At 43.8% G+C, this 21,393-nt stretch carries 19 protein-coding genes and 1 pseudogene; 10 read left to right on the top strand and 10 right to left on the bottom strand.

Features of this window, described 5'->3' with window-relative positions; genetic code table 11:
- The first annotated feature begins 7 nt into the window (after positions 1-7).
- The 4 genes from MF4640_RS08315 to MF4640_RS08330 are packed head-to-tail and all read left to right on the top strand — an operon-like array spanning position 8 to position 5,867.
- On the top strand, positions 8-2,023 hold the full coding sequence (locus MF4640_RS08315) for a M3 family metallopeptidase (protein ID WP_078389259.1): 2,016 nt from the start codon (positions 8-10) through the stop codon (positions 2,021-2,023).
- A gap of 11 nt (positions 2,024-2,034) precedes the next feature.
- On the top strand, positions 2,035-2,973 hold the full coding sequence (locus MF4640_RS08320; protein WP_078389260.1) for an ABC transporter permease: 939 nt from the start codon (positions 2,035-2,037) through the stop codon (positions 2,971-2,973).
- 7 nt (positions 2,974-2,980) lie between these two features.
- A complete protein-coding gene (locus MF4640_RS08325) occupies positions 2,981-4,126 on the top strand; it encodes an ABC transporter permease (protein WP_078389261.1) in 1,146 nt (381 codons plus the stop codon).
- A 10-nt stretch (positions 4,127-4,136) separates the two neighbouring features.
- On the top strand, positions 4,137-5,867 hold the full coding sequence (locus MF4640_RS08330; RefSeq protein ID WP_078389262.1) for an ABC transporter ATP-binding protein: 1,731 nt from the start codon (positions 4,137-4,139) through the stop codon (positions 5,865-5,867).
- A gap of 164 nt (positions 5,868-6,031) precedes the next feature.
- On the opposite strand, the gene rluB is transcribed toward MF4640_RS08330, so the two are convergent.
- The 6 genes from rluB to MF4640_RS08365 all read right to left on the bottom strand — a co-directional run bounded on the left by rluB (position 6,032) and on the right by MF4640_RS08365 (position 10,697).
- Positions 6,032-7,138, bottom strand: a complete 1,107-nt coding sequence (gene rluB / locus MF4640_RS08340) for a 23S rRNA pseudouridine(2605) synthase RluB (protein ID WP_004982962.1) — start codon at positions 7,136-7,138, stop codon at positions 6,032-6,034.
- A gap of 41 nt (positions 7,139-7,179) precedes the next feature.
- Positions 7,180-7,767 carry an SMC-Scp complex subunit ScpB gene (scpB, locus tag MF4640_RS08345; protein WP_078389264.1) on the bottom strand — a complete coding sequence of 196 codons (588 nt, stop codon included), beginning with the start codon at positions 7,765-7,767 and terminating at the stop codon, positions 7,180-7,182.
- The gene (locus MF4640_RS08350) at positions 7,767-8,561 is read right to left on the bottom strand and encodes a segregation and condensation protein A (RefSeq protein ID WP_005400316.1); all 795 of its coding nucleotides are present in this window, start codon (positions 8,559-8,561) and stop codon (positions 7,767-7,769) included. Before MF4640_RS08350 ends, scpB begins: the two co-directional genes overlap by 1 nt.
- Before the next feature lie 449 nt (positions 8,562-9,010).
- Complete coding sequence (locus MF4640_RS08355) at positions 9,011-9,277, bottom strand: hypothetical protein (RefSeq protein WP_078389265.1); 267 nt, start codon at positions 9,275-9,277, stop codon at positions 9,011-9,013.
- Between the two features lie 54 nt (positions 9,278-9,331).
- On the bottom strand, positions 9,332-9,949 hold the full coding sequence (locus MF4640_RS08360; protein WP_004695345.1) for an L-threonylcarbamoyladenylate synthase: 618 nt from the start codon (positions 9,947-9,949) through the stop codon (positions 9,332-9,334).
- Between the two features lie 85 nt (positions 9,950-10,034).
- Positions 10,035-10,697 (bottom strand): elongation factor P hydroxylase, encoded by a 663-nt coding sequence (locus MF4640_RS08365; protein ID WP_078389266.1) that lies wholly within the window; start codon positions 10,695-10,697, stop codon positions 10,035-10,037.
- Between the two features lie 97 nt (positions 10,698-10,794).
- On the opposite strand from MF4640_RS08365, the gene MF4640_RS08370 reads away from it, so the two are divergent.
- The 6 genes from MF4640_RS08370 (at position 10,795) to lysM (ending at position 14,554) form a co-directional block, all read left to right on the top strand.
- Positions 10,795-11,352, top strand: a complete 558-nt coding sequence (locus MF4640_RS08370; RefSeq protein WP_004982945.1) for a YceD family protein — start codon at positions 10,795-10,797, stop codon at positions 11,350-11,352.
- 76 nt (positions 11,353-11,428) lie between these two features.
- A complete protein-coding gene (gene rpmF / locus MF4640_RS08375) occupies positions 11,429-11,611 on the top strand; it encodes a 50S ribosomal protein L32 (RefSeq protein WP_004695348.1) in 183 nt (60 codons plus the stop codon).
- 176 nt (positions 11,612-11,787) lie between these two features.
- On the top strand, positions 11,788-12,774 hold the full coding sequence (gene fabD, locus MF4640_RS08380; protein ID WP_062034056.1) for an ACP S-malonyltransferase: 987 nt from the start codon (positions 11,788-11,790) through the stop codon (positions 12,772-12,774).
- On the top strand, positions 12,771-13,505 hold the full coding sequence (gene fabG, locus MF4640_RS08385) for a 3-oxoacyl-ACP reductase FabG (protein ID WP_004695350.1): 735 nt from the start codon (positions 12,771-12,773) through the stop codon (positions 13,503-13,505). Before fabD ends, fabG begins: the two co-directional genes overlap by 4 nt.
- A gap of 86 nt (positions 13,506-13,591) precedes the next feature.
- Positions 13,592-13,828, top strand: coding sequence for an acyl carrier protein (gene acpP, locus MF4640_RS08390; RefSeq protein ID WP_004695351.1), 237 nt, complete (start codon positions 13,592-13,594; stop codon positions 13,826-13,828).
- 246 nt (positions 13,829-14,074) lie between these two features.
- Positions 14,075-14,554, top strand: coding sequence for a peptidoglycan-binding protein LysM (gene lysM, locus MF4640_RS08395; RefSeq protein WP_078389267.1), 480 nt, complete (start codon positions 14,075-14,077; stop codon positions 14,552-14,554).
- 66 nt (positions 14,555-14,620) lie between these two features.
- Here lysM and MF4640_RS08400 read toward each other — a convergent pair whose 3' ends face one another.
- The 4 genes and pseudogenes from MF4640_RS08400 to MF4640_RS18970 all read right to left on the bottom strand — a co-directional run.
- Positions 14,621-15,325 carry a GntR family transcriptional regulator gene (locus MF4640_RS08400; protein ID WP_078389268.1) on the bottom strand — a complete coding sequence of 235 codons (705 nt, stop codon included), beginning with the start codon at positions 15,323-15,325 and terminating at the stop codon, positions 14,621-14,623.
- A 3-nt stretch (positions 15,326-15,328) separates the two neighbouring features.
- Positions 15,329-18,931: an urea carboxylase gene (uca, locus tag MF4640_RS08405; protein ID WP_078389269.1), complete on the bottom strand. Its 3,603-nt coding sequence runs from the start codon at positions 18,929-18,931 to the stop codon at positions 15,329-15,331.
- A 19-nt stretch (positions 18,932-18,950) separates the two neighbouring features.
- Positions 18,951-20,780, bottom strand: a complete 1,830-nt coding sequence (gene atzF / locus MF4640_RS08410) for an allophanate hydrolase (RefSeq protein WP_078389270.1) — start codon at positions 20,778-20,780, stop codon at positions 18,951-18,953.
- 494 nt (positions 20,781-21,274) lie between these two features.
- Positions 21,275-21,393 (bottom strand): annotated as a pseudogene (locus MF4640_RS18970) (IS30 family transposase); the annotation flags it as partial.

Below are 21,393 nucleotides of genomic sequence, written 5' to 3' on the forward strand. Positions count from 1 at the left end.
AGTCATGATGAAAAAGCAACATTTTAAATTCACTGCATTGTGCATGTTGGGCCTAGGGATGAGTCAGATGGCTTTGGCGGAAACAGCACAGCGCCAAACCTTGCCGAGCTTTCAAGCCAAAGACATCCCTGCAATGTGTAATGCCAAAATTGCGAATGTGAAAAAGCAACTTAAAACGTTTGAAAATAAGCCCCTTAAAAACGAAACGGCAGCAGCGCCTGTATTGGCTGAATGGGATCGTATTTTTGCATCATTTGAAGATTTTTACGGCCCGATTGGTCTGTATAGCAATGTTGACCCTGATGAAGCACTGCGTAAAGCGGCTGAAGACTGTGAAATTAAAATTAGCCAATTCCAAACCGATGTGTATCAGAATCCAAAGCTATATCAACAAATTAAGAAAATAAAAATTGCTGATCCGATTGAAGCCAAGTTCCGTGAAGATATTTTGGAGGGTTTTGAAAAAACAGGGATACAGCTTTCAGCGGATAAACAAGCACGCTTAAAAGCGATTTTTGATGAACTGGCAAAAATTGAACAAGAGTATGCGCGTAATGTCCGTGATAATCCTGAAAAACTTGAATTTAGCCCTGATGAGCTAAAAGGCCTGTCACAAAGTTATATCGACGGCTTAAAGAAAAATGACAAAGGTAATTATCTACTCGGCTTTGAGTATCCAGATTATCGTCCTTTTATGGAGTTGGCAGATAACGATGATGCACGTAAGCGTTATCAAATTGCATTTACCCGACGTGGTGGCGAGAAAAATCTGGCGCTGTTGAAGCAAGCCATGGACTTACGTTATGAGTTAGCACAACTGTTTGGCAAGTCCAGTTATGCGGAGTGGGTACTACAAAGTCGGATGGCGAAAACCCCTGAAACCGTGAATAAATTCTTGGCAGAGGTACATGCTACCGTGGCGCCCCTAGAGAAAAAGGAAGTTCAAACTCTACGTGAGTTTAAAGCGCAAAGTTTAAATATTCCTGTTGAGCAAGCCAGTATTGAGCGCTGGAGCGAAGCATATTGGAGTGAAAAGTTACGCAAAGCCAAGTATCAGGTCGATCAAGAACAGCTACGTCAATACTTCCCAACGCAAGCCTCTCAAGACTGGCTATTTGCCATTTCTGAAAACCTGTATGGCATCAAGTTTAAGCCTGCCAAAGTCGAGGTTTGGCAAGATGAAGTGGAATATTACGATGTGACCGATGCCAAAACTGGGCAACTGCTCGGCGGCTTATATATGGATAAATTTCCACGTAAAGGTAAATATGGACATGCTGCTGTGTGGGGTGTTTATGGCGGGAGTAACTTAACTGGGCGCAAACCGATTTCAGCACTGGTGACTAACTTTAACCGCAATGGTTTAAATAGTGATGAGTTAGAAACTTTTGTACATGAGTTTGGTCATGCGTTGCATGGCATTTTATCCAACACACGCTTTTCATCTCAGTCAGGAACTTCGGTTGAACGGGACTTTGTCGAAGCGCCGTCACAAATGTATGAAGAATGGGCGCGACGTAAAGAGACTTTGTCCAAGGTGGCAGACTACTGCAAACCTGACTGCCCACGCGTGGATGATGCGCTGATTGCCAAACTCAATGCCGTGCATAGTTATGGGCGTGGTTTGCATTATGCTCGTCAGACGTTGTATGCGCAGTATGACATGGCGCTACATGGCAGTGATGCACGAGAGGTTCAGCCCTTAAAGGTTTGGGAAAAAATGGAAGGCGAAACGGCCTTGGGTTATGTTCCAACCACCGAGTTTCCGGGGCAGTTTGGTCACATCATGGGCGGTTATCAAGTAGGGTATTACGGTTATATGTGGTCAGAAGTGATGGCGTTGGACATGCTTTCAGCCTTTGGTGATAACTTAAATAACCCTGAAGTGGGACAGCACTATCGTCAAACGATTTTGTCCCAAGGTGGTCAAAAACCTGCCAAAGCATTGGTCAAAGACTTTTTGGGTCGTGAGCCTGATAACAAAGCCTTTTTCGATGAAATTACCGGTCAACGGGTGAAATAAGGGGCATTTTTATGCTGGCATATATTATTCGTCGAATTTGGCAAATGATCCCGACCATGCTTGGGGTGGTGTTGCTGATTTTTTTCTTGTTTAACTGGGTCGGTGGCGACCCTGCCTATATTTTAGCAGGGAAAATGTCGAACCCTGAACAGATTGAAAATATCCGACAGCAGCTTGGGGTCGATCAGCCCTATTATGTGCAATTGTGGATTTTCATTAAGCAGATTTTGACTTTTGATTATGGGCTGAGTTGGAGTACAGGGGAGTCAGTATCGCAAATCATCATGACACGACTTGGGCCTTCACTGACTTTGCTCATTCCACTGACGATCTTACAAACCATTATTTCTATTATTTTGGCTTTGGCGGTGGCAGCGGTGCGTGGCAGTTTAACAGATCGTATGGTGATGATGCTGTGTACGATTGGCATGTCGATCAGTATCTTGGTGTATATCATTGTTTTTCAGTATGTCTTTGCCTATCAGCTGAGCTGGTTTCCAGTACAAGGCTGGAGCGATAGCTTTAGTGAGAACCTGCTTAAGTATGCTTTATTGCCTATTCTGATCATGTTGGTGGTCAGTATTGCCCCGACTTTAAGGTTGTATCGTAGTTTTGTTTTGGATGAAGTCAATCAAGACTATGTTCGTACTGCACGTGCCAAAGGGATTGGCGAACGGCGCATTTTAGGTGTGCATGTGCTACGTAATGCCTCGATTCCAATTATTACAGACGTGATGGCAAGTTTACCTGCTTTGCTGATTGGTGCATTTTTGATTGAGCGTTTCTTTGGTATTCCGGGCATTGGTCGTGAAGTGATTATTGCAGTAGAGCGTAGTGATTTTCCTGTGATTAAAGCCATTACTGTGTACGTTGCTTTCGCAACGATGTTTTTCAACTTGATTGCCGATTTGATTTATAAATGGGTCGATCCACGTGTACAGTTGAAGTAGGTGAATTATGCTCAGTGTTCTCACTAAAAGAAAACCAGATACTGCTGAACCTACAACAGCATCTACAGGGCTATGGCAACTCGCCATGCGCCGTTTAAAACGCGATCGAATCGCGATGTTTTCTCTCCTAATCGTACTGTTTTATTTGGTGCTGTTAATTTTGTCATCTACAGGATTGATTGCAAAAGACTGGAATAAAGAAGTCGCGGTGAGTTATGCACCGCCTACGTCTATCGGTGCAGCAGCGATACCTGCTACGCAAAGTGAAACACAAAAAGTCGAAGCGGCTGTGCCTGAAAACCCTGTTGATCCTTTAAAAGATGTCATTCGTGAGCTCAATGCAGAAATTGCTGCTGAACAGGGTGTGGGGGGGGCAATTGATTACTATGGGGTTGTTGATCCTTTAGCCGAAGATATGAAAGCGATTGACCAAGCGCTGGATGGTCATTTACTAGATCAACAAGCGGAACTCAAGCAAAGCCTGATTTTAGGTGCCGACAAATGGGGACAAAGTGTTTTACTGAAAACCATTAAAGGTGCAGAAACATCAATTATTGTTGGCTTAGTCGCAGCTTTTCTTGCTGTGGTGATTGGTACCGTTCTAGGTGCAATTTCGGGCTACTTTGGTGGCTGGATCGATGATGTCTTGAACTGGTTTTATAACATTTTCACTTCGATTCCTTATTTGCTCTTGGTTTTAGCGATTGCCGCAGTACTACAACAAAAAGGCATTTTATCGATTGTTTTGATTTTGGGTTTAACGGGGTGGACGGGGGTATATCGTTTAATTCGTGCCGAATATATGAAGCATACTTCGCGGGAATATGTGCTGGCGGCAAAAGCGATTGGAGTGAGTCATGGCCGACGTATCTTTGTGCATATATTTCCCAATGTTAGTCATATCGCACTGGTTCAAATGTCAATATTGGTGGTGGCCTTTATTAAGTCAGAAGTGATTTTGAGCTTCCTTGGTTTTGGTGTCCCTGTCGGTGTGGTGTCATGGGGCAGTATGTTGAATGAAGCGCAAAGTGAACTGATTTTAGGCAAGTGGTGGCAGTTAGCGGTCGCTTCGGTAGCAATGGCGGTTCTGGTCACTGCATTTTCAATGTTTACCGATGCACTGCGAGATGCATTAGACCCGAAACTGAAATAGGAGCATGAGAATGTCTGAACTTAATCATATGACAGCGCCAGCCTTACTTCAGGTGGAAAACTTGCGTGTCAGCTTTAAAAATGAAGAAAAGCAGTACATTGAAACGGTCAAAGGCATCAGTTTTAGTATTCCAGTGAATACCACAGTGGCCTTGGTTGGGGAGTCAGGCAGTGGGAAGTCGGTCACATCGCTAGCGACTATGGGACTACTATCTCCTGAAAGCAGTCAAATTGCTTCGGACAGTAAAATTTTGTTTGAGGGGCAAAACCTACTCGATTTACCACGCCGTGAAATGCGGAAAAAGTGTGGTAAAGATATTGCCATGATTTTTCAGGAACCGATGTCATCCTTAAATCCTGTGTTTACGGTAGGTTCACAAATTGCAGAAATTTTGCAGTTACATTTGGGCATGAGTCGTAAGCAGGCGCGTGCACGTGCTTTGGAACTCTTGATAGAAGTTGGGATTCCATCTCCTGAAACCAAGATTGATGCTTATCCGGGGCAATTGTCGGGTGGGCAGCAGCAGCGCGTCATGATTGCTATGGCAATTGCGTGTAAACCCAAACTATTGATTGCCGATGAACCGACGACGGCGCTGGATGTCACTATTCAAAAGCAAATTTTAGATTTGCTGGAGTCTTTGCGGAAGAAGCATCAAATGTCGATGTTGTTTATTACCCATGATTTGGCTTTGGTCGGGGAAATTGCTGATCAGGTAATCGTGATGCGAGATGGTCAAATTCGTGAACAAGGCTGGGTTAAAGATATGCTTGAACGCCCTCAAGATGTCTATACCAAAGCGTTGTTGCACTGCCGTCCGCAACTGTCCAAACGTCCCCTGCGTTTGCCCATGATCAGTGATTTCATGCAGCAAAAGGGCGATGACTATATTGAAACGCATACCATCGATGTCGAGTCACTTCAACAAAGATCTCGCGGCTTAACTGGCCAAGAAGCGGTTATTTTAGATGTGCGTGATCTTAAAAAGTCATTTTATAGTCGTAAAGGATTATTCGGCAAAGAGGAGTTTCAAGCGGTCAAAGGCGTGAGTTTCCAACTGGCAAAAGGCAAGACTTTGGGCTTGGTGGGTGAGTCTGGTTCGGGGAAAACGACCATCGGATTATTGCTGATGCGCTTACAGGAAGCGACAGGAGGAAAAGCGCTGTTTGAAGGTCAAGATATTTTAGCCATGTCAGAAAAAGAGTTTGCTCGGTATCAACGTAAGATTCAAATCATTTTCCAAAATCCCTATGCATCACTGAATCCACGTTTTACCGTCGGGCAGATTTTAATGGAGCCGATGCAAGTGCATCGTATCGGCGCGAATGATATTGAACGCAAACAAATGGCGTTGGATCTGTTGGAGCGCGTGAGCTTACCTGCACAGGCTTTTTATCGTTATCCGCATGAGTTTTCTGGTGGGCAACGTCAACGTATTGCGATTGCGCGCTGCCTAACCTTAAAACCTGAGGTTTTGATTTGTGATGAGTCGGTATCAGCATTGGATGTTTCGGTACAAGCCCAAGTACTGAATTTGCTGCAAGACTTACAGGATGAATTTGGACTGAGTTATATCTTTATTTCACATGATTTATCAGTGGTGAAATATATTTCAGATCAAATTATGGTGATGAATCATGGTGATTTGGTGGAAATAGCCAATTCAGATGATTTGTACCAGTCGCCACAGCACGAATATACCAAACGTTTACTCAGTGCTATTCCGCAAAGTGTGGCATGAATGGGCTGCTGTTGGCGGGGGAATAAAAACGCTCAATAAGTTGGGCGTTTTTTATGAGGAGCTTGCAGTTTTTTCTGATCTAGAACAGAAAGAGGGCTTATTGTGCAGTGTAAACGCATATAAAAAGAGCCACTCGAAAGTGGCTCAAATTTTGACTTTAAAAATTAAAACTTCTTAAAGCCTTTATTTCCAAAAGGTTTACGTGGCGCATTTTCATCACGCGCGTCGCGTTGACCATAGGTGCCTTTGTTGCCAAAGTTCTCTGGACGGCTGTCACGTTGTGCATAGCCTGAGTTTTGGCGTGGTTCACGTTGACCATAACCTGTTTGTGCATTGTCCTGACGACGTTGGCTATGACCATTTGGATTTTCACGACGTTCACGGTTGAAAGCTGGCTTCGCTTGTTGTTGGCCTTCATCTTCATTGTCACGGCGCTGTTGACGTAAGAAACCACCACGACGTGCAGCCATTGGTTTTTCTTGCATACGTTCAGTACGACGTTTTGCCATGCCGTACAAACCTGTGCCTTGACGTGGTTTTAACTCAACCGCTTTGGTTAAGTTGTCGATGTCGTTTTTGTCCAGCTCCATCCAACGGCCCGTACGTAGTTCTCGCGGTAAAATAACTGTGCCATAACGTGTACGGAGTAGACGGCTGACTTTTAAACCTTGCGATTCAAAAATACGACGTACTTCGCGGTTACGACCTTCTTTTACCACCACTTGGAACCAACGGTTAATCCCTTCACCGCCAATTTCAGAGAATGATTCGAACTTAGCAGGGCCATCATCCAACACCACGCCTTTGAGCATGTTGTTTTTAATTTGTGGGGTTACTTCACCCATAACACGCACAGCATATTCACGTTCGATTTCATTCGATGGGTGCATCAGGCGATTCGCCAACTCACCATCGTTTGTAAATAGTAGTAAACCTGTTGAGTTAATATCCAGACGACCGACCATTACCCAACGATCATTCGCGATTGCAGGCAATTGCTCAAATACAGTTGGACGTGACTCAGGATCACTACGTGAACAAATTTCGCCTTCTGGTTTATAGTAAATCAGAACACGACGACGAATTTCATCTTCAATTTGGAACGATACTTTACGACCATCGATGCGAAGCTCATCACCTGGTTCAATACGTTCGCCTACTTGGGCAACTTGGCCGTTGACACTCACACGACCAGCGGCAATGACTTCTTCCATATAACGGCGAGAACCCAAACCAACTCGTGCGAGTACCTTTTGCAACTTTTCACTCATGACAGCATAACCTTAGAAATTATCATCAACAGTTCACCTATTTACGACTTCGGTGCATTCGCATCGAGCGCCATAAAAGCTTCCTTGGCATCCTGCAGGGGAGGCAACTGACCTAAAGAATTTAGGCCAAATGCATTTAAAAATTGGGGCGTCGTAACTAACAACGCAGGTCTTCCTGGGAGTTCACGAAAACCAGATTCTTTAATCCAGTTCCAATCAAATAACGTGCGTAACAGTTGACTGTTATTTGAGACTCCTCGAATTTGTTCTATATCTGCTCGTGTGACGGGTTGATGATAAGCAACCACGGCCAACATTTCGAGTAGCGATGGCGAGAGGGGAGTTGGTCGCTCTGGCCACGTTTGCGCAACGATTTGACGGTATTTTGCTCGAACCTGAAAACGAAAACCTTGAGCAGTTTCAATCAGTTCGATCGAACGACCATGCTGTAGCATGGCAAGTTGTTGTAAAAACTGGCGTAAATCTTGTTTGCTATATTGATTTTGGAACGATTCTTTCAATCGCGCAAGTGAAACAGGTGCATCACTGGCAAAAATAATCGCTTCTAACTGCATCAGTACTTCATGTAAGTTGTCTTCATTCGTTACAGGAGCGGTTTGTTCTAACATTATTTTTTGACTCCTTGTATCGAAAGCGGTGCTTCAACACCTGAACTCACAATTTGAATACGTTGCTGGCGGGTTAACTCTAAAATGGCCATAAACGTCACGACCATGCCCATACGTCCTTGAATGGGACGCAGCAAAGATTCAAAAACTAAAACTTCACCTGAAGCGACTTTGCTTTCAATAAAAGCCATACGCTCTTCAAGTAAAACTGGTTCTTGTGCAATTTGATGGGTGATCGGCTCAGGTCGGTTAAACACGCAGAACAGTGCATCACGCAGCTGTTGTACATCATGACCATCATTATTATCCAGAGTTTGGCCTAAGCTGACATTGGTTGAGAAGGTGTCTCGCTCTAATATAGGCATCTGCCCCAAGCGTTCAGCCGCTTGTTTAATACGGAGATAAGTTTCTAAACGGTCAATCAGCTCTTGTTTTGGGTCTTTTTCAATTTGGATTGCATTCGGTGCTTTTGGCAACAGCAAACGTGACTTTAAATCAGCCAAGAGCGCGGCCATCACCATATAGTCTGCTGTCAGCTCAATGTTAAGCGACTTCATGGCATCCATATAAGACAGGTATTGCGCTGCAATCGGAGCAATATCTAACTGTAATAAGTCGAAGCCATTTTTTTGAATCAGGTAAATCAGAAAGTCGAGTGGTCCTTCAAAATGCTCTAAAAGAATTTCAAATGCAGCTGGAGGAATATATAAATCCTCGGGGATGGAGTCATGCCACTCATCCATAACACGGATTTGTGGAAGATCTTCCATGGCATTATGGACGGATTGATTCATTACAGTTATTGGCCACGCGAATTTTCAAAGGCATGATTATGTTTTTTCGAATCAGTACTTAAGGAGAAAAAGTAGAGGCGATTTAAAAAATACATAATTTTAATAGGGCTTAGTGTAAAACAAATTGCGGCGTGAATACATGATTTCACCGACCAAATAACAAAAAAAGCTGTAAATAAATAGAGAGTATTTATTTGTGTGATGCTTTTTATGCGCTGATGTCGTGGCTAAATCTGCAGAAATGGGTTGGGTTTAAGAGAACATGATGTACTTAGGGCTTAGTCCTGTGGTTTGAAAAATAATCGATTTGCTGCAGATAGGTAGATGGGCGATACAGATTTATTGAGATTAGAATAGTGAGGGCAACGCTTTTATTTGATAGATGGTTTGAATGAGTGAAGAGAGTAGCTGAAGCTCAAGTTAATGTCAGTTGACGCCAAAGAAAAGATTTACTCAGGTGCTTGTAGCGCAAATTCAATGATGCGCTGACAGCTGTCTTGTAGGCAGAGATTTTTGGGTTCGAGGAATTTGAAATATTGTTGGATGGTCGAGATCGGGAGGAAATAGCTGTACAGATTCTCTTCCCGCATAATGCAGTTGATTGAACTCGGGCTTTGCACCAAAGTCTCGGACTCAAGCGTCCAAGGACGCTGCACATATAAATTATGTTGCTCGGGAAATTGATTCAGATTGAGCAAAACCGTAAACAGGGTCATGTTGATCTATTGAGAATGTGAGATTCAGTTTCCCTAGCGAATAGATGCAGCGCATCACTCAAATGCGCTGACATCGCCAAGCCCACGGCGAATCACTTCAGGGTGATCACCTGATAAATCGACAATACTGGTGGTGCTTAATGTGCCCAGCCCGCTGTCGATAAACACATCAATTCGTTTTGACAGTTGCATTTCAATGTCATAGGGATCATCCAGCGGTTCTTCTTGATTCGGCAGGATTAATGTACTGGTTAGTAGCGGCTCGCCTAACTCTTTGAGTAACATTTGGCACACTGGGTTACTTGGAATACGTAAACCAATAGTTTTTTTCTTCGGATGCATCAAGCGTTTAGGCACTTCACTGGTTGCAGGCAAAATGAACGTGGTCACGGCTGGTGTATTGTTTTTCAGTAAACGATACATAGCATTGTCCACTTTGGCATAAGTGGCAATATCGGACAAATCTGCACAAATGATGGCATATTGATGTTTGGCCCCAAGGCCGCGAATTTGAGCAATCCGCTCCATGGCATTTTTATTCCCAATCTGGCAGCCAATGGCATAAGCGGCATCGGTCGGGTATACCACCACATCGCCTGCACGAATCCGTTCTACTGCTTGGCTGATTGAGCGTGCTTGAGGGTTATCAGGATGGACTCTTAAATGAAGCATCGTTTTTATCTCCTGATGGTTTTTTCAACATTATCGCGCTTTATCTCGGTGATGTTCAATGACCAAAATGTGAATCGTGCTAAATTTAGTCGAGCATTTCTCTTTGAAATTCATTGCTCTGTAATGTTTTGCCAGCACGAGTACATAGGCAAATACAGTCAATGAAGTGTTTCGCATCGCGCGGTAATTGGGCTTGGCCTGAAAAATAAGCCTGAACTTGAGCGAAAACATGGTCTTTGAAGCGGTTGCCGTCACTCCCGTCACCAGTCAGATTGTCCAAGGAAACACGGAACTTTCGACCAAAAGCTGTAGCAAATAACCATTCAATGGCTTGCGGTTTAATTTCAACCTGTTCAAATAAAGCTTGTTGTTCCGCTGTTCGACCATCAGGAGCGTACCAATAGCCTAAGTCGGGGAGTAGGCGACGTTGTTCACCGGCAATGCTCCAATGGCTGATTTCATGTAAGGCACTATTAAAAAAACCATGGGCAAATTGGATACGCGCAGGGGTGCTGTCTGTAGCGGGAAAATATTCAGGTTCAAAGTCACCTTTAACCAAGTTGACATTCAGGTGGGAAAACCAACGATTAAAGTGTAAGATGAGCCAATCAACTTGTTCTGCTTCTGTACACAAATTCTCCCACGTCGAGAGTTGCACTTGGCGGTTTGAAATGTCAGAATCGACAGTTGAAATTGTGCTCACAAGTGATGAAATACTCACTTCTGTTTGCGGCTGCAACAGATGCATGACTTAAGTTACCCAAATGGTCTGTCTAAATAAGTACAAAATTGTATCTTAATCTTTGACAGAGTACTGATGAATTTGTAGAATTGCCGCCTTAATTATGTCAGCAAATACCTTTCCGGCACAGATTGAGCCGTTTAAATGGGCCGAACAAGGCTTTACATGGTCAGGAACACTGCCATTGTCTCGCTTTGCTCGTATAGCCCGTGAAGCTGTTGGATCAATTGATGATCAATTGATTAACATAGACTGTAAGCTATCAATGGATGCGTATCATCGTATTGTATGGCTAGATGGTCACGTTGAAACGAACGTTCCAATGGAATGCCAGCGCTGTTTAGGCACGGTAAACATTGAACTCGTTTCAGATTTTCATCTAGCTCTAGTGGATGATGAGTCACTGATAGAGCGCTTGGATGAGGATGCTGATTTCATCGTCTTAGGTGAAAGTGAAGCAACGACGAAAGGTAGCTATGATGCGCCTGCGACGGCTGATTTACTGTCTCTGATAGAAGATGAATTGTTATTGTTGATGCCTTTGTCCGCTAAGCATGATGCTTGTGAACATAAGCACCAACCTGCCGTTGAAGAACTTGTTGAAGAAAAGCGGGATAATCCGTTTGATGTTTTGGCAAGTTTGAAGGGTAAACTTAACTAATTTTTGTGTTATACTCTTCCGTATAAGACAACTGAATTTGTTCTGATCCATATTTTTCGATTTGTAAGGAGCCATCATGGCCGTTCAGCAAAACCGTAAAAGTCGCTCTCGCCGTGACATGCGCCGTTCACATGACGCTTTAACCGAGAATGCATTAACTGTAGACCAAGCTACTGGCGAGATTCACCGTCGTCACCATGTATCTAAAGATGGTATCTACCGTGGTCGTCAATTATTCGCTAAAGCATCTGCTGAATAATTGTCGAAGCATTAAGCTTAAAGCTTAGTCGAAAAAAGGGGAGCGTAAAGCTCCCTTTTTTTGTTGTCGAATTTTTATCGCTGCTGTTTTTGTTGTATTTGGCAATTACATCGACCTAAATTAAGTGTTAAATTTTCGCTCCATAAACGAGAGCAAAGACAAGAAAGGACTTTTTTATGTCTGCGAAACAACTTGATCAAGTCGCTCAGGCAACAAAAACAGCTTTTGTATTTCCCGGTCAGGGTTCACAAAAGGTTGGCATGTTGGCTGAATTGGCAGAACAATTTGCCAGTGTTGAAGCAACATTTGCAGAAGCCTCTAAAGCGGTTGGATTCGATTTGTGGCACATTGCACAATCTGGTGAAGGTTTAGACCAAACTGAATTTACCCAACCGGTATTGTTAACTGCCAGCATTGCTTTGTGGCGTGTATGGTTAGAACTTGGTGGTGTTGCACCAAAGTATTTGGCGGGACACTCACTTGGTGAATACAGTGCGTTGGTTGCAGCAGGAAGCCTAAGCTTAGGCGATGCAGTCAAGCTGGTAAACTTGCGTGGCAAGTTAATGCAAAGTGCTGTACCGCAAGGAAAGGGCGCAATGGCGGCCATCTTAGGTTTGGACGATGCGCAAGTTGTTGCTTTATGCCAACAGGTTTCGAGTCAGGCTGAGGGTTCGGTTGAAGCGGCTAACTACAATGCTCAAGGTCAAGTGGTCATTGCGGGTGAAAAAGCAGCGGTTGAAGCAGTCATGGCTTTAGCCAAAGAAAACAGCGGCAAAGCGATTGCACTCCCAGTTTCTGTTCCATCGCATTGTTCATTGATGAAGCCTGCTGCAGAACAGTTCGCAGAAGCTTTGGAACAAACTGCCATTGAGCTGCCTAGCATACCTGTAATACAAAATGTGGGCGCGGAAATTGCTACAGATGTAGCACAAGTCCGCCAAGCACTTACAGCTCAGTTATATGAGTCTGTACAGTGGACCAAAACCATGCAGTTTATTCAGGATCAAGGAATCCAATATGTTGCAGAGTGTGGTCCAGGCAATGTTTTGGCAAACTTGGCAAAACGTCTACCTAATATTGAAAAAGCATTTCCACTCGATAGTAAATCACGCTTGGAAGATGCACTAAATGCCATTTTAGTGGCTGAAGGAAAAATTGCATGACACAGGAACGCAAAATTGCACTCGTGACAGGTGCAAGTCGAGGGATTGGTGCTGCCATCGCTCAGCAACTTATTCAAGACGGTTATTTTGTTGTGGGTACTGCGACATCTGAGTCAGGTGCAGAAAAACTTGCTGCAAGCTTCGGTGAACACGGTGCAGGTAAAGTGCTCGATGTTCGTGATGGTGCTGCCATTGATGCGCTTGTAACTGACATTGAACAAAACTATGGCCCTGTGTTGGTTTTGGTGAACAATGCTGGGATTACCAAAGATAATTTGTTACTTCGTATGTCAGAAGATGACTGGGATGACATTTTAAATATCCATTTAAAAGCAGTTTACCGTTTGTCGAAACGCGTTTTAAAAGGTATGACCAAAGCGCGTTTTGGACGAATTATTAATATTAGTTCTGTGGTTGCGCATTTTGCCAACCCAGGTCAGGCCAACTATTCAGCAGCGAAAGCTGGTATTGAAGCATTTAGCCGTAGCCTTGCAAAAGAAATGGGCAGCCGCCAAATCACTGTAAACTCAGTGGCGCCTGGTTTTATTGCAACAGAAATGACTGAGCAATTAAGCGAAGACATCCGTAAAAAAATGAGCGATCAAGTGGCCTTGAACCGTTTAGGTGATCCACAAGATATTGCAAATGCGGTGAGCTTCTTGGCATCAGACAAAGCAAATTACATTACTGGTACGGTAATGCATGTAAATGGTGGTCTATACATGAGCTAATTGGCTGATGGATAAACTTTCAAAATTTTAAAGATTCAATTAAACTAACGGCATTAAAAACGCCACAAGCAATGAGGAGAATTCCTGTGAGCGATATCGAACAACGCATCAAGCAAGCAGTTGCAGAACAACTTGGTCTTAAGGCTGAAGAAATCAAAAACGAAGCATCTTTCATGGATGACTTAGGTGCTGACTCTTTAGACCTTGTTGAGCTTGTTATGTCTTTCGAAAACGACTTTGACATCACAATCCCAGATGAAGATTCTAACGAAATCACAACTGTACAATCTGCGATTGACTATGTTTCTAAGAAACTAGGTTAATACATATTGTTTCAGCTTTGCTGAATGAAAAAGCCACCCACTTGGGTGGCTTTTTTATGCCTTTCAAAAAACGCAAAGCGCCTAACCCACCTTTAAAATCTTTTATTTACTCGGGTAACTTACAAAGTTTTACTTTAAGAGGACTATTCGCTACCAAATCTGTTGTCTTTTTTGGGTATAAAAAAGGGTGTCTCATTTTTGAGCATTCAATATAACAACACTGATATAACAAGATGGAGCATACACATGGGTCTTTTTGATTTTGTTAAAGGCATTGGTAAGAAAAACACAGCCGCAGCCGCAGCCGAGCCTCAAGCCGCACCAAGCACACCAGCAGAGCCATCGGCTCAAGAAATTGCCAACAAGTTATTGGGTCATATCAAAGCATTGGGCTTACCTGTGACGGGACTTTCAGTCAGCTATAACTCCACCACGGATTTGGCGACCGTGAAAGGGCAAGTTCAGACTCAAGCCGATAAAGAAAAGATTGTTTTAGCCGTCGGTAATATTGACCATGTGGCACAAGTCGATGATCAACTCACTGTGGCTAGCCCTGAACCTGAAAGTAAGTTCTACACAGTTAAATCGGGGGATAACTTATCGAAAATTTCCAAAGCATTTTATGGCGATGCCAACCAGTATAATAAAATTTTTGAGGCCAATCGTCCGTTGTTGAAAGATGCAGATGATATTTTCCCAGGCCAAGTGCTGCGTATTCCTGCTTAAATTAAAAGGCTAAAAAAGGCGCATGAAGCGCCTTTTTTATTTGAGAGTGGAATGTTGATTGAGTGCTTAGCGACTTGCTTTCACAACAGCATGCTGATTAAGCATACCTAAGGTAATTTTTTTTACCTCATCTCGACTTTGTTGAATGTGAGCACTGATCTTTTCAACGGCAAGCTCCATCTGTTGCTGTGCTATATAATTCAAAATGGCTTGATGTTCCGCATAGGTGGCTTCAATTCGATCCATTTTTGAAAAATCGAGGCGCCGAATAATGCGAATTTTTTCACTGACCTCTTGATGAATTTTGATCATTTCTTGGTTGCCAATGGCCCGAACCAATGCACAGTGAAAATCTTCATCAATTTTCGCCATGGCTTTTAAGCTTGACAGATACTGCTCAGGTGCAACCATCCAAATTTTGTGTAGGTGTTTGATTTCCTTCGACGGCTGAGATGCACTGCTGCATAACTTTCGAATTGCATACTGCTCAATCATGATGCGTAGCTCATACAGCTCATCGTAGTATTGCAAGTTCAATGGACGGACAGTCCAGCCACTACGAAATGCTACCTCTACATAGCCTTCTTGTTGCAGACGATATAGCGCTTGTCGTGTAGGCGTACGACTGACCTGATAGTTCAAGGCGATTTCGGATTCGGTAAAACGTTCACCCGGCATCAATTTGAAATCAAAAATATCGTTTTTTATTTGCTGGTAAACCAGTTCAGACAAATTGTCTGAACTTGAACCTGCACGTGTCATATTCGGCATGCGTTATTCCATATAAACCAAAGGCTCACCGCTATGAACGGTTTGTCCAGCCCGACAAATAATGGCTTTGACAGTACCATCATCCGCAGCGTACACCGGTAATTCCATTTTCATGGCTTCAATAATAGCAATGGTTTCACCTTTTTTCACAATCTGACCTTGTTCCACTAATATTTTCCAAATATTACCGGTCATCGAAGCATGTAGTGCTGCATAGGCGCTGTAGTCAGTCTCATCAGGTACTTCTGCAATCAGATGCTCTTGATGATCAGCGCTTTCTTTCCATAAGCCCACTTCAGCACTAAAAGCGTGTTGTTGCTGTGCTCTAAACTCGGCAATGCTGTCTTTTTCATTTTCAAGCAGTTGTAAATACGCGGCATAGTCAAATTCAGTGTCTTCAATTTGAATTTGTGCTTGACCATTTTCAAAGTCGGCACGCCATTGCTCTAACTCTGACTCAGATACGGGGAAGTATTTGATTTGATCAAAGAAGTTTAGAAACCATTGTTTGTCGCCAAACTGTTTGTTCTTTTTAAACTTATTCCAAATGGGTAGAGTGCGTCCGACCAGTTGGTAGCCGCCTGGAGAGTCCATACCGTAGATACACATATACATGCCGCCAATGCCTACGGTACCTTCAGCGGTAAAAGTACGTGCAGGGTTGTATTTTGAACTTAATAGGCGGTGGCGTGGGTCAATCGGTACTGCACATGGGGCGGTGAGATAAACATCACCAAGGCCTAAAATGAGGTAGTTAGCATTGAAAATAATCTCTTTGACTTGCTCACGACTGTCTAAGCCATTGATGCGTTGAATAAAATCGACATTGTTCGGTAGCCACGGTGCTTTGGCACAGACACTTTCTTGATAGCGTTCAACAGCACCTAAAGTTGCACTGTCTTCAAATGCCATGGGTAGATGAATGATCCGTGACGGAATCTTGATTTGGCTTAAATCCCCCATTTGCTGTTCAAGCTTGAGTAGAAATGCGATCAATTGATGCTGTGGAAGCGTGAGTCCATCGTATTTGATTTGCAGCGAGCGGACGCCGGGGGACAGTTCCAATATGCCTTTAATATTAGCCGCGCGGATCAGCTGCATCAGTTGGTGAACGCGTAAGCGTAGCGCCAAGTCTAAAACATTGTCACCGTACTCCAGTAAGATATAGCTGTCACCCGCTTGGCGGTATACCGTGCGTGGAGATACATCAGTTGCCTCTAAGCTGGCAAGAATTGCGGATGTTGGAATATCACCGCTTGGGGGCTCAGAATTAAGTGCTGCGTGGGCAAAGTTTTCGATCCGTTCAATTTGTTGTTGTTCTAAGGCATTGGCTTGTTCAACAGTTAAAGGATAAAAGCTGATTTTATCATCGGCTTTAAGCTGACCCACTTTCCAAAGTTCAGCTTTGGCAATAGTTACAGGGCAAACGAAGCCCCCCAGGCTTGGCCCATCTTTGGCGAGAATGACAGGAAAGTCGCCTGTGAAGTTAATTGCACCAATGGCATATTCACAGTCATGGACATTCGATGGGTGAAGTCCTGCCTCACCGCCATTTTCACGTGCCCAGCTTGGTGTTGGCCCTGACAGTCGGATGCCTAGACGGTTGGAGTTAAAGTGTACGGTCCATTCAGATGCAAAAAACTCTTCAATATATTCGGGTTTAAAGAAGTCAGGTGCACCATGTGGTCCATACAGCACCCCAATTTTCCACTCTTTGCCATAGCTTGGAATCAGTGCAGGAGATAGAGCTTGTGGTTCTTGCGTGGCTAAAGGTGTATCGCTATTTGGATGGGTTGTGTTGACGAGTTTGATCATGTCACCTGCACGAAGTACACGTCCTGCATGCCCGCCAAAGTTACCTAAAGCAAAAGTTGAACGACTGCCCAAATATAGGGGGACATCGAGCCCATGACGCACTGCTAAATAGCTACGACAACCAGACTCGACCTGTCCTAAGCTGAGTACTTGACCTGCGCAAATGTGAATCGGTTGCCAAAAGTCCACGGGCTTATCATCGAGTTGCGCAGGGCATGGCGCACCTGTCAGTGCAATCACACTGTCTTGGTGAAACTTGAGACTTGGGCCTTGCAGAGTGAACTCGAAGCCTGCTGCGCTAGCATCATTCCCCACAATTTGATTGGCCAATTGAAAAGCATAGTCATCCATAGGACCCGAGGGTGGTACACCGATATCCCAATAACCAACACGTCCCGGAAAGTCTTGAATCGAGCTTTGTGTGCCAGCTTTGAGAACTTCAATCACATTCGGCACGTAGTCAAAGTCGTCTAGCAGGCGTGTCCAGATTTGCATTTGTGCAAAGCGTTCATCGGAAATTACGTTATGTGCATAGTCCAAGTTGGTGCTGATACCATTTAAACGAGTTTGAGAGAGCACACTTTTTAGTTGCTCAATGGCTTGTGCACGGGTGTCAGCATGTACGATGATTTTGGCAATCATCGGGTCAAAATATTGCGAAATTTCTGTTCCTGTTGAGACCCATGTATCAACACGACAATTGTCTGGAAATACAACTTCGGTCAGTACACCTGGGCTGGGTTGGAAGTTCTTAACTGGATCTTCTGCATAAATACGCACTTCAATCGCCGCACCTTGCGGTTGGATGTTGCTAAGCGCAGTCCAATCCAGTGCATCGCCCGCAGCGACTTTAAGCATGCATTCAATCAGGTCTAAACCCGTCACCATCTCAGTGACAGGATGTTCTACTTGTAGTCGGGTATTGACCTCAAGGAAGTAAAATTCATCACGTGCAGCATCATAAATAAATTCGACCGTACCTGCGCTGCGGTAATTGACCGATTTGCCTAGTTCAACTGCTGCTTGGTGTAGTTTTTGACGTGTGGCTTCGGGCAGATGAGCCGCAGGGGTTTCTTCCACTACCTTTTGGTTACGACGTTGCAATGAACAGTCGCGTTCGCCCAATGCAACCACTTGACCTTGACCATCACCAAAAATCTGAACTTCGACATGGCGTGCACGGTCAATAAATCGTTCTAAAAATACGCCCGAATCTTTAAAAAATTGTGCGCCTAAACGTTTGACGCTTTCATAAGCTTCAACTAAGGCTTGTTCGTTATCACAGCGGGTGAGACCAATACCACCGCCGCCTGCGGTGCTTTTCAGCATGATGGGGTAACCAATCTCTGTAGCCGCAGAAATTGCTTCATCTAAGCTGCCAAGTAGGCCTGTACCTGGTGTCATGGGCACTTGAGCTGCGGCGGCAAGCTCACGTGCACGGTGTTTCAGGCCAAACTCTAAAATTTGTGTCGCTGTTGGCCCCATAAAGGCAATATTATTTTTCTCACAAGCCTCTGCAAATTCAGCACTTTCTGATAAGAAGCCATAACCCGGGAAAATAGCTTCAGCCCCCGTTTTTTGAGCGGCTTGAATCAATTTTTCAATGCTTAAATAAGTGTCGGATGGTTTTAAGCCGTCTAGAGCAATGGCAATGTCCGCGTCTTTGACATGTTGTGCGTAACGATCACTGTCTGAATATACCGCTACACTGGTCATCCCCAGTTTTTTTAAAGTGCGAATTGCACGTACGGCAATTTCGCCACGGTTTGCAATCAATACAGTTTTAAACATTTTAAATTCCTAAATTTGACTAAGCTTGTTCTACTTTTGAATTGTTACGGTGCTGGATATAGGTACGCCAACCACCAAAATGACTGATGTTTTCGGCATCGTTCAAGCCATAAGGTTCACAAATGAAACCTTTCACCCATCGACCGTCTGCCAGTTCGACATTGCCCATGCCTAGTGGTGTCGGAATCTCTGCGACAAACTCTCCAAAGCGAGCGGTGGGTACATCCCACAGTTCAACAATGATCTGTTGACCGTGTTCATCGACTCGGGCTAGACCGGGTTTAGGCGGGATCGTGCCATTCAGTGCAAACAGGGCATAGTGCTCAGCGGTATGCGTGGTTTCCACAAGCACAGCATCACGTGTGAGCAATTGGAAGTTCAACGGCATTCCAGTCAGGTGTGCGCCAACCACCGCAACACGGATATGATGTGGAGAGACTGTGTTCTGTAGCTTTGGAATAGATGCATATCGGTCTAAAGCCCCCAGCTTTAAGTTCAAATGCGTCTGCCAAATTTTCCCAAATTCAATCAGGGCTTGGTCATACCATGCAGGTGCAATTAGGCTGATACCGAAAGGTAAACCGTCGGTGCGGAAACCCGCGGGTAGGGCGAGGGCACTTAAATCGGCGAGGTTGGTAAAATTGGTATAAGTCCCAAACTCAGAGTTCAGACTAATCGGTGACTGTTCCATTTCTGTAAGGGTGTGAATGGTTGGAGAGGTGGGAACAATCAATGCATCAAATTGGGCCAAAGTGTCTTGAATTTTTCGGCTTAAGTCTTGCTTTAAGTACTCCGCGTTATAGGCATCAATTGCACTAAAATCATGACCTTTTTGAATGATTGCACGCACTGTCGGATCGAAAACCTCAGGCTGCTGCGCCAACAACTCGGCAACCGCCGCTGTACGTTCTGCCACCCATGAGCCTTGATAGAGTTGGGCTGCCAATTGTTCAAACGCTGAAAAATCAATTGCAGTAATTTCAGCACCGAGAACTTTTAACTGTTCTACAGCCAGTTGGAAGGCATATTTAGCTTGGTCATCTCCAAAGAATTCCAGTTTTTGGGGAATAGCAAAATGTGGCTTAGTCGAGAGTTTCACAGGTGTAGTTTTGGGGTGCTGGCGTGAATAGCTATCTAACGCATCGTAATGTTCTACCGTTTGGGCAATGGTGTCGGCGTCTGTTACCGTTAATGCAAAAATTGAAATACAGTCCAAGCTTTTACAAGCTGGTAATAAACCACGATTTGAAAAACGACCTTTAGTCGGTTTTAGCCCAATAATATTGTTAAATGCAGCAGGAACACGGCCAGAGCCTGCGGTATCTGTTCCGAGTGCAAAGGGTACCAAGCCACGAGCCACAACACTGGCTGAACCAGAGCTAGAGCCACCACTGACATAGTCAGCATTAAACGTGTTACTGACTGCACCAAAGGGAGAGCGTGTCCCGACAAGCCCCGTTGCGAATTGGTCTAAATTGGTTTTTCCTACAACAATTGCCCCTGCATTTTTAAGCAGGCGAATGGTTTCTGCATCTTGTGTAGCAACAGTTGTCAGGGCTTTGCATGCGGCCGTGGTGACAAAACCAGCAACATCGATGTTATCTTTCACTGCAAACGGAATGCCGTATAAAGGCAATTCTTTGCTGAGGTCTGTGGCTTGATCTGCTTTTTGCTTTAAGGCTTCAATTTGTTGGGAAAGTATTTCGGTCGTAGCAATTGAAATCCATGCATGATCAGGTTGTGGTAATTGCGCTACATAGTCGATTAAATCTTCAAGATGAATATCTTGGTTGAGATAAGCGGTTTGCCATTCTTGAAGTGTCCAGCCAATGCATTTGTTCTGACTCATTTTTTTGCATTCCAACTTGTATACATGATGGAATACAAAAATGCAGAATCTATGCCAATCTAATCAATTTGATTTATCTTTGGTTATAATTGTTATAAATCATTAGTTTAATGTTGAAGCTTTAGTTTAATTGAGTGATTCTAAGTGTTTTTAGAGTTGCACCAAAACAAGCGCATAGGGGAGCTAATGGTGCTTTTTATGATCAAACCTTGGGTAGTTTGACGTTAAACTATTTAAAAATAGGGTTTAAATCATATTCGTTTTTTTATGTGAATTAAAGCCAAAAGAATTGAGGTTAAAACATATTATAAAATAGGATGATTCAAAGAAAATATACACACTCAGTTTTTAATTTTTATGTATAACTTAATGTAATTTAAGCTATACCAAATCTGGAAAGTTGCAAGTTTCATTTAACTCTTGACCAATACAACCGTTGAAATTTGCAGAGATAATCAATAAATCACGCGTATAACTTATAATAAACGGCGAATTCAAACATGAGGTGCGACAGTTTCAAAAGCCTTATGATAATCAACAAGCTGAGCAAATTTCTCTAATGGTGTAAGCCAATCTAACGCCTTTCTAGGACGAGTATTCAGTGACATGGCAA

Origin of the sequence: Acinetobacter sp. MF4640 (genome assembly GCF_002018895.1) — a bacterium.
GTDB lineage: Bacteria > Pseudomonadota > Gammaproteobacteria > Pseudomonadales > Moraxellaceae > Acinetobacter > Acinetobacter johnsonii.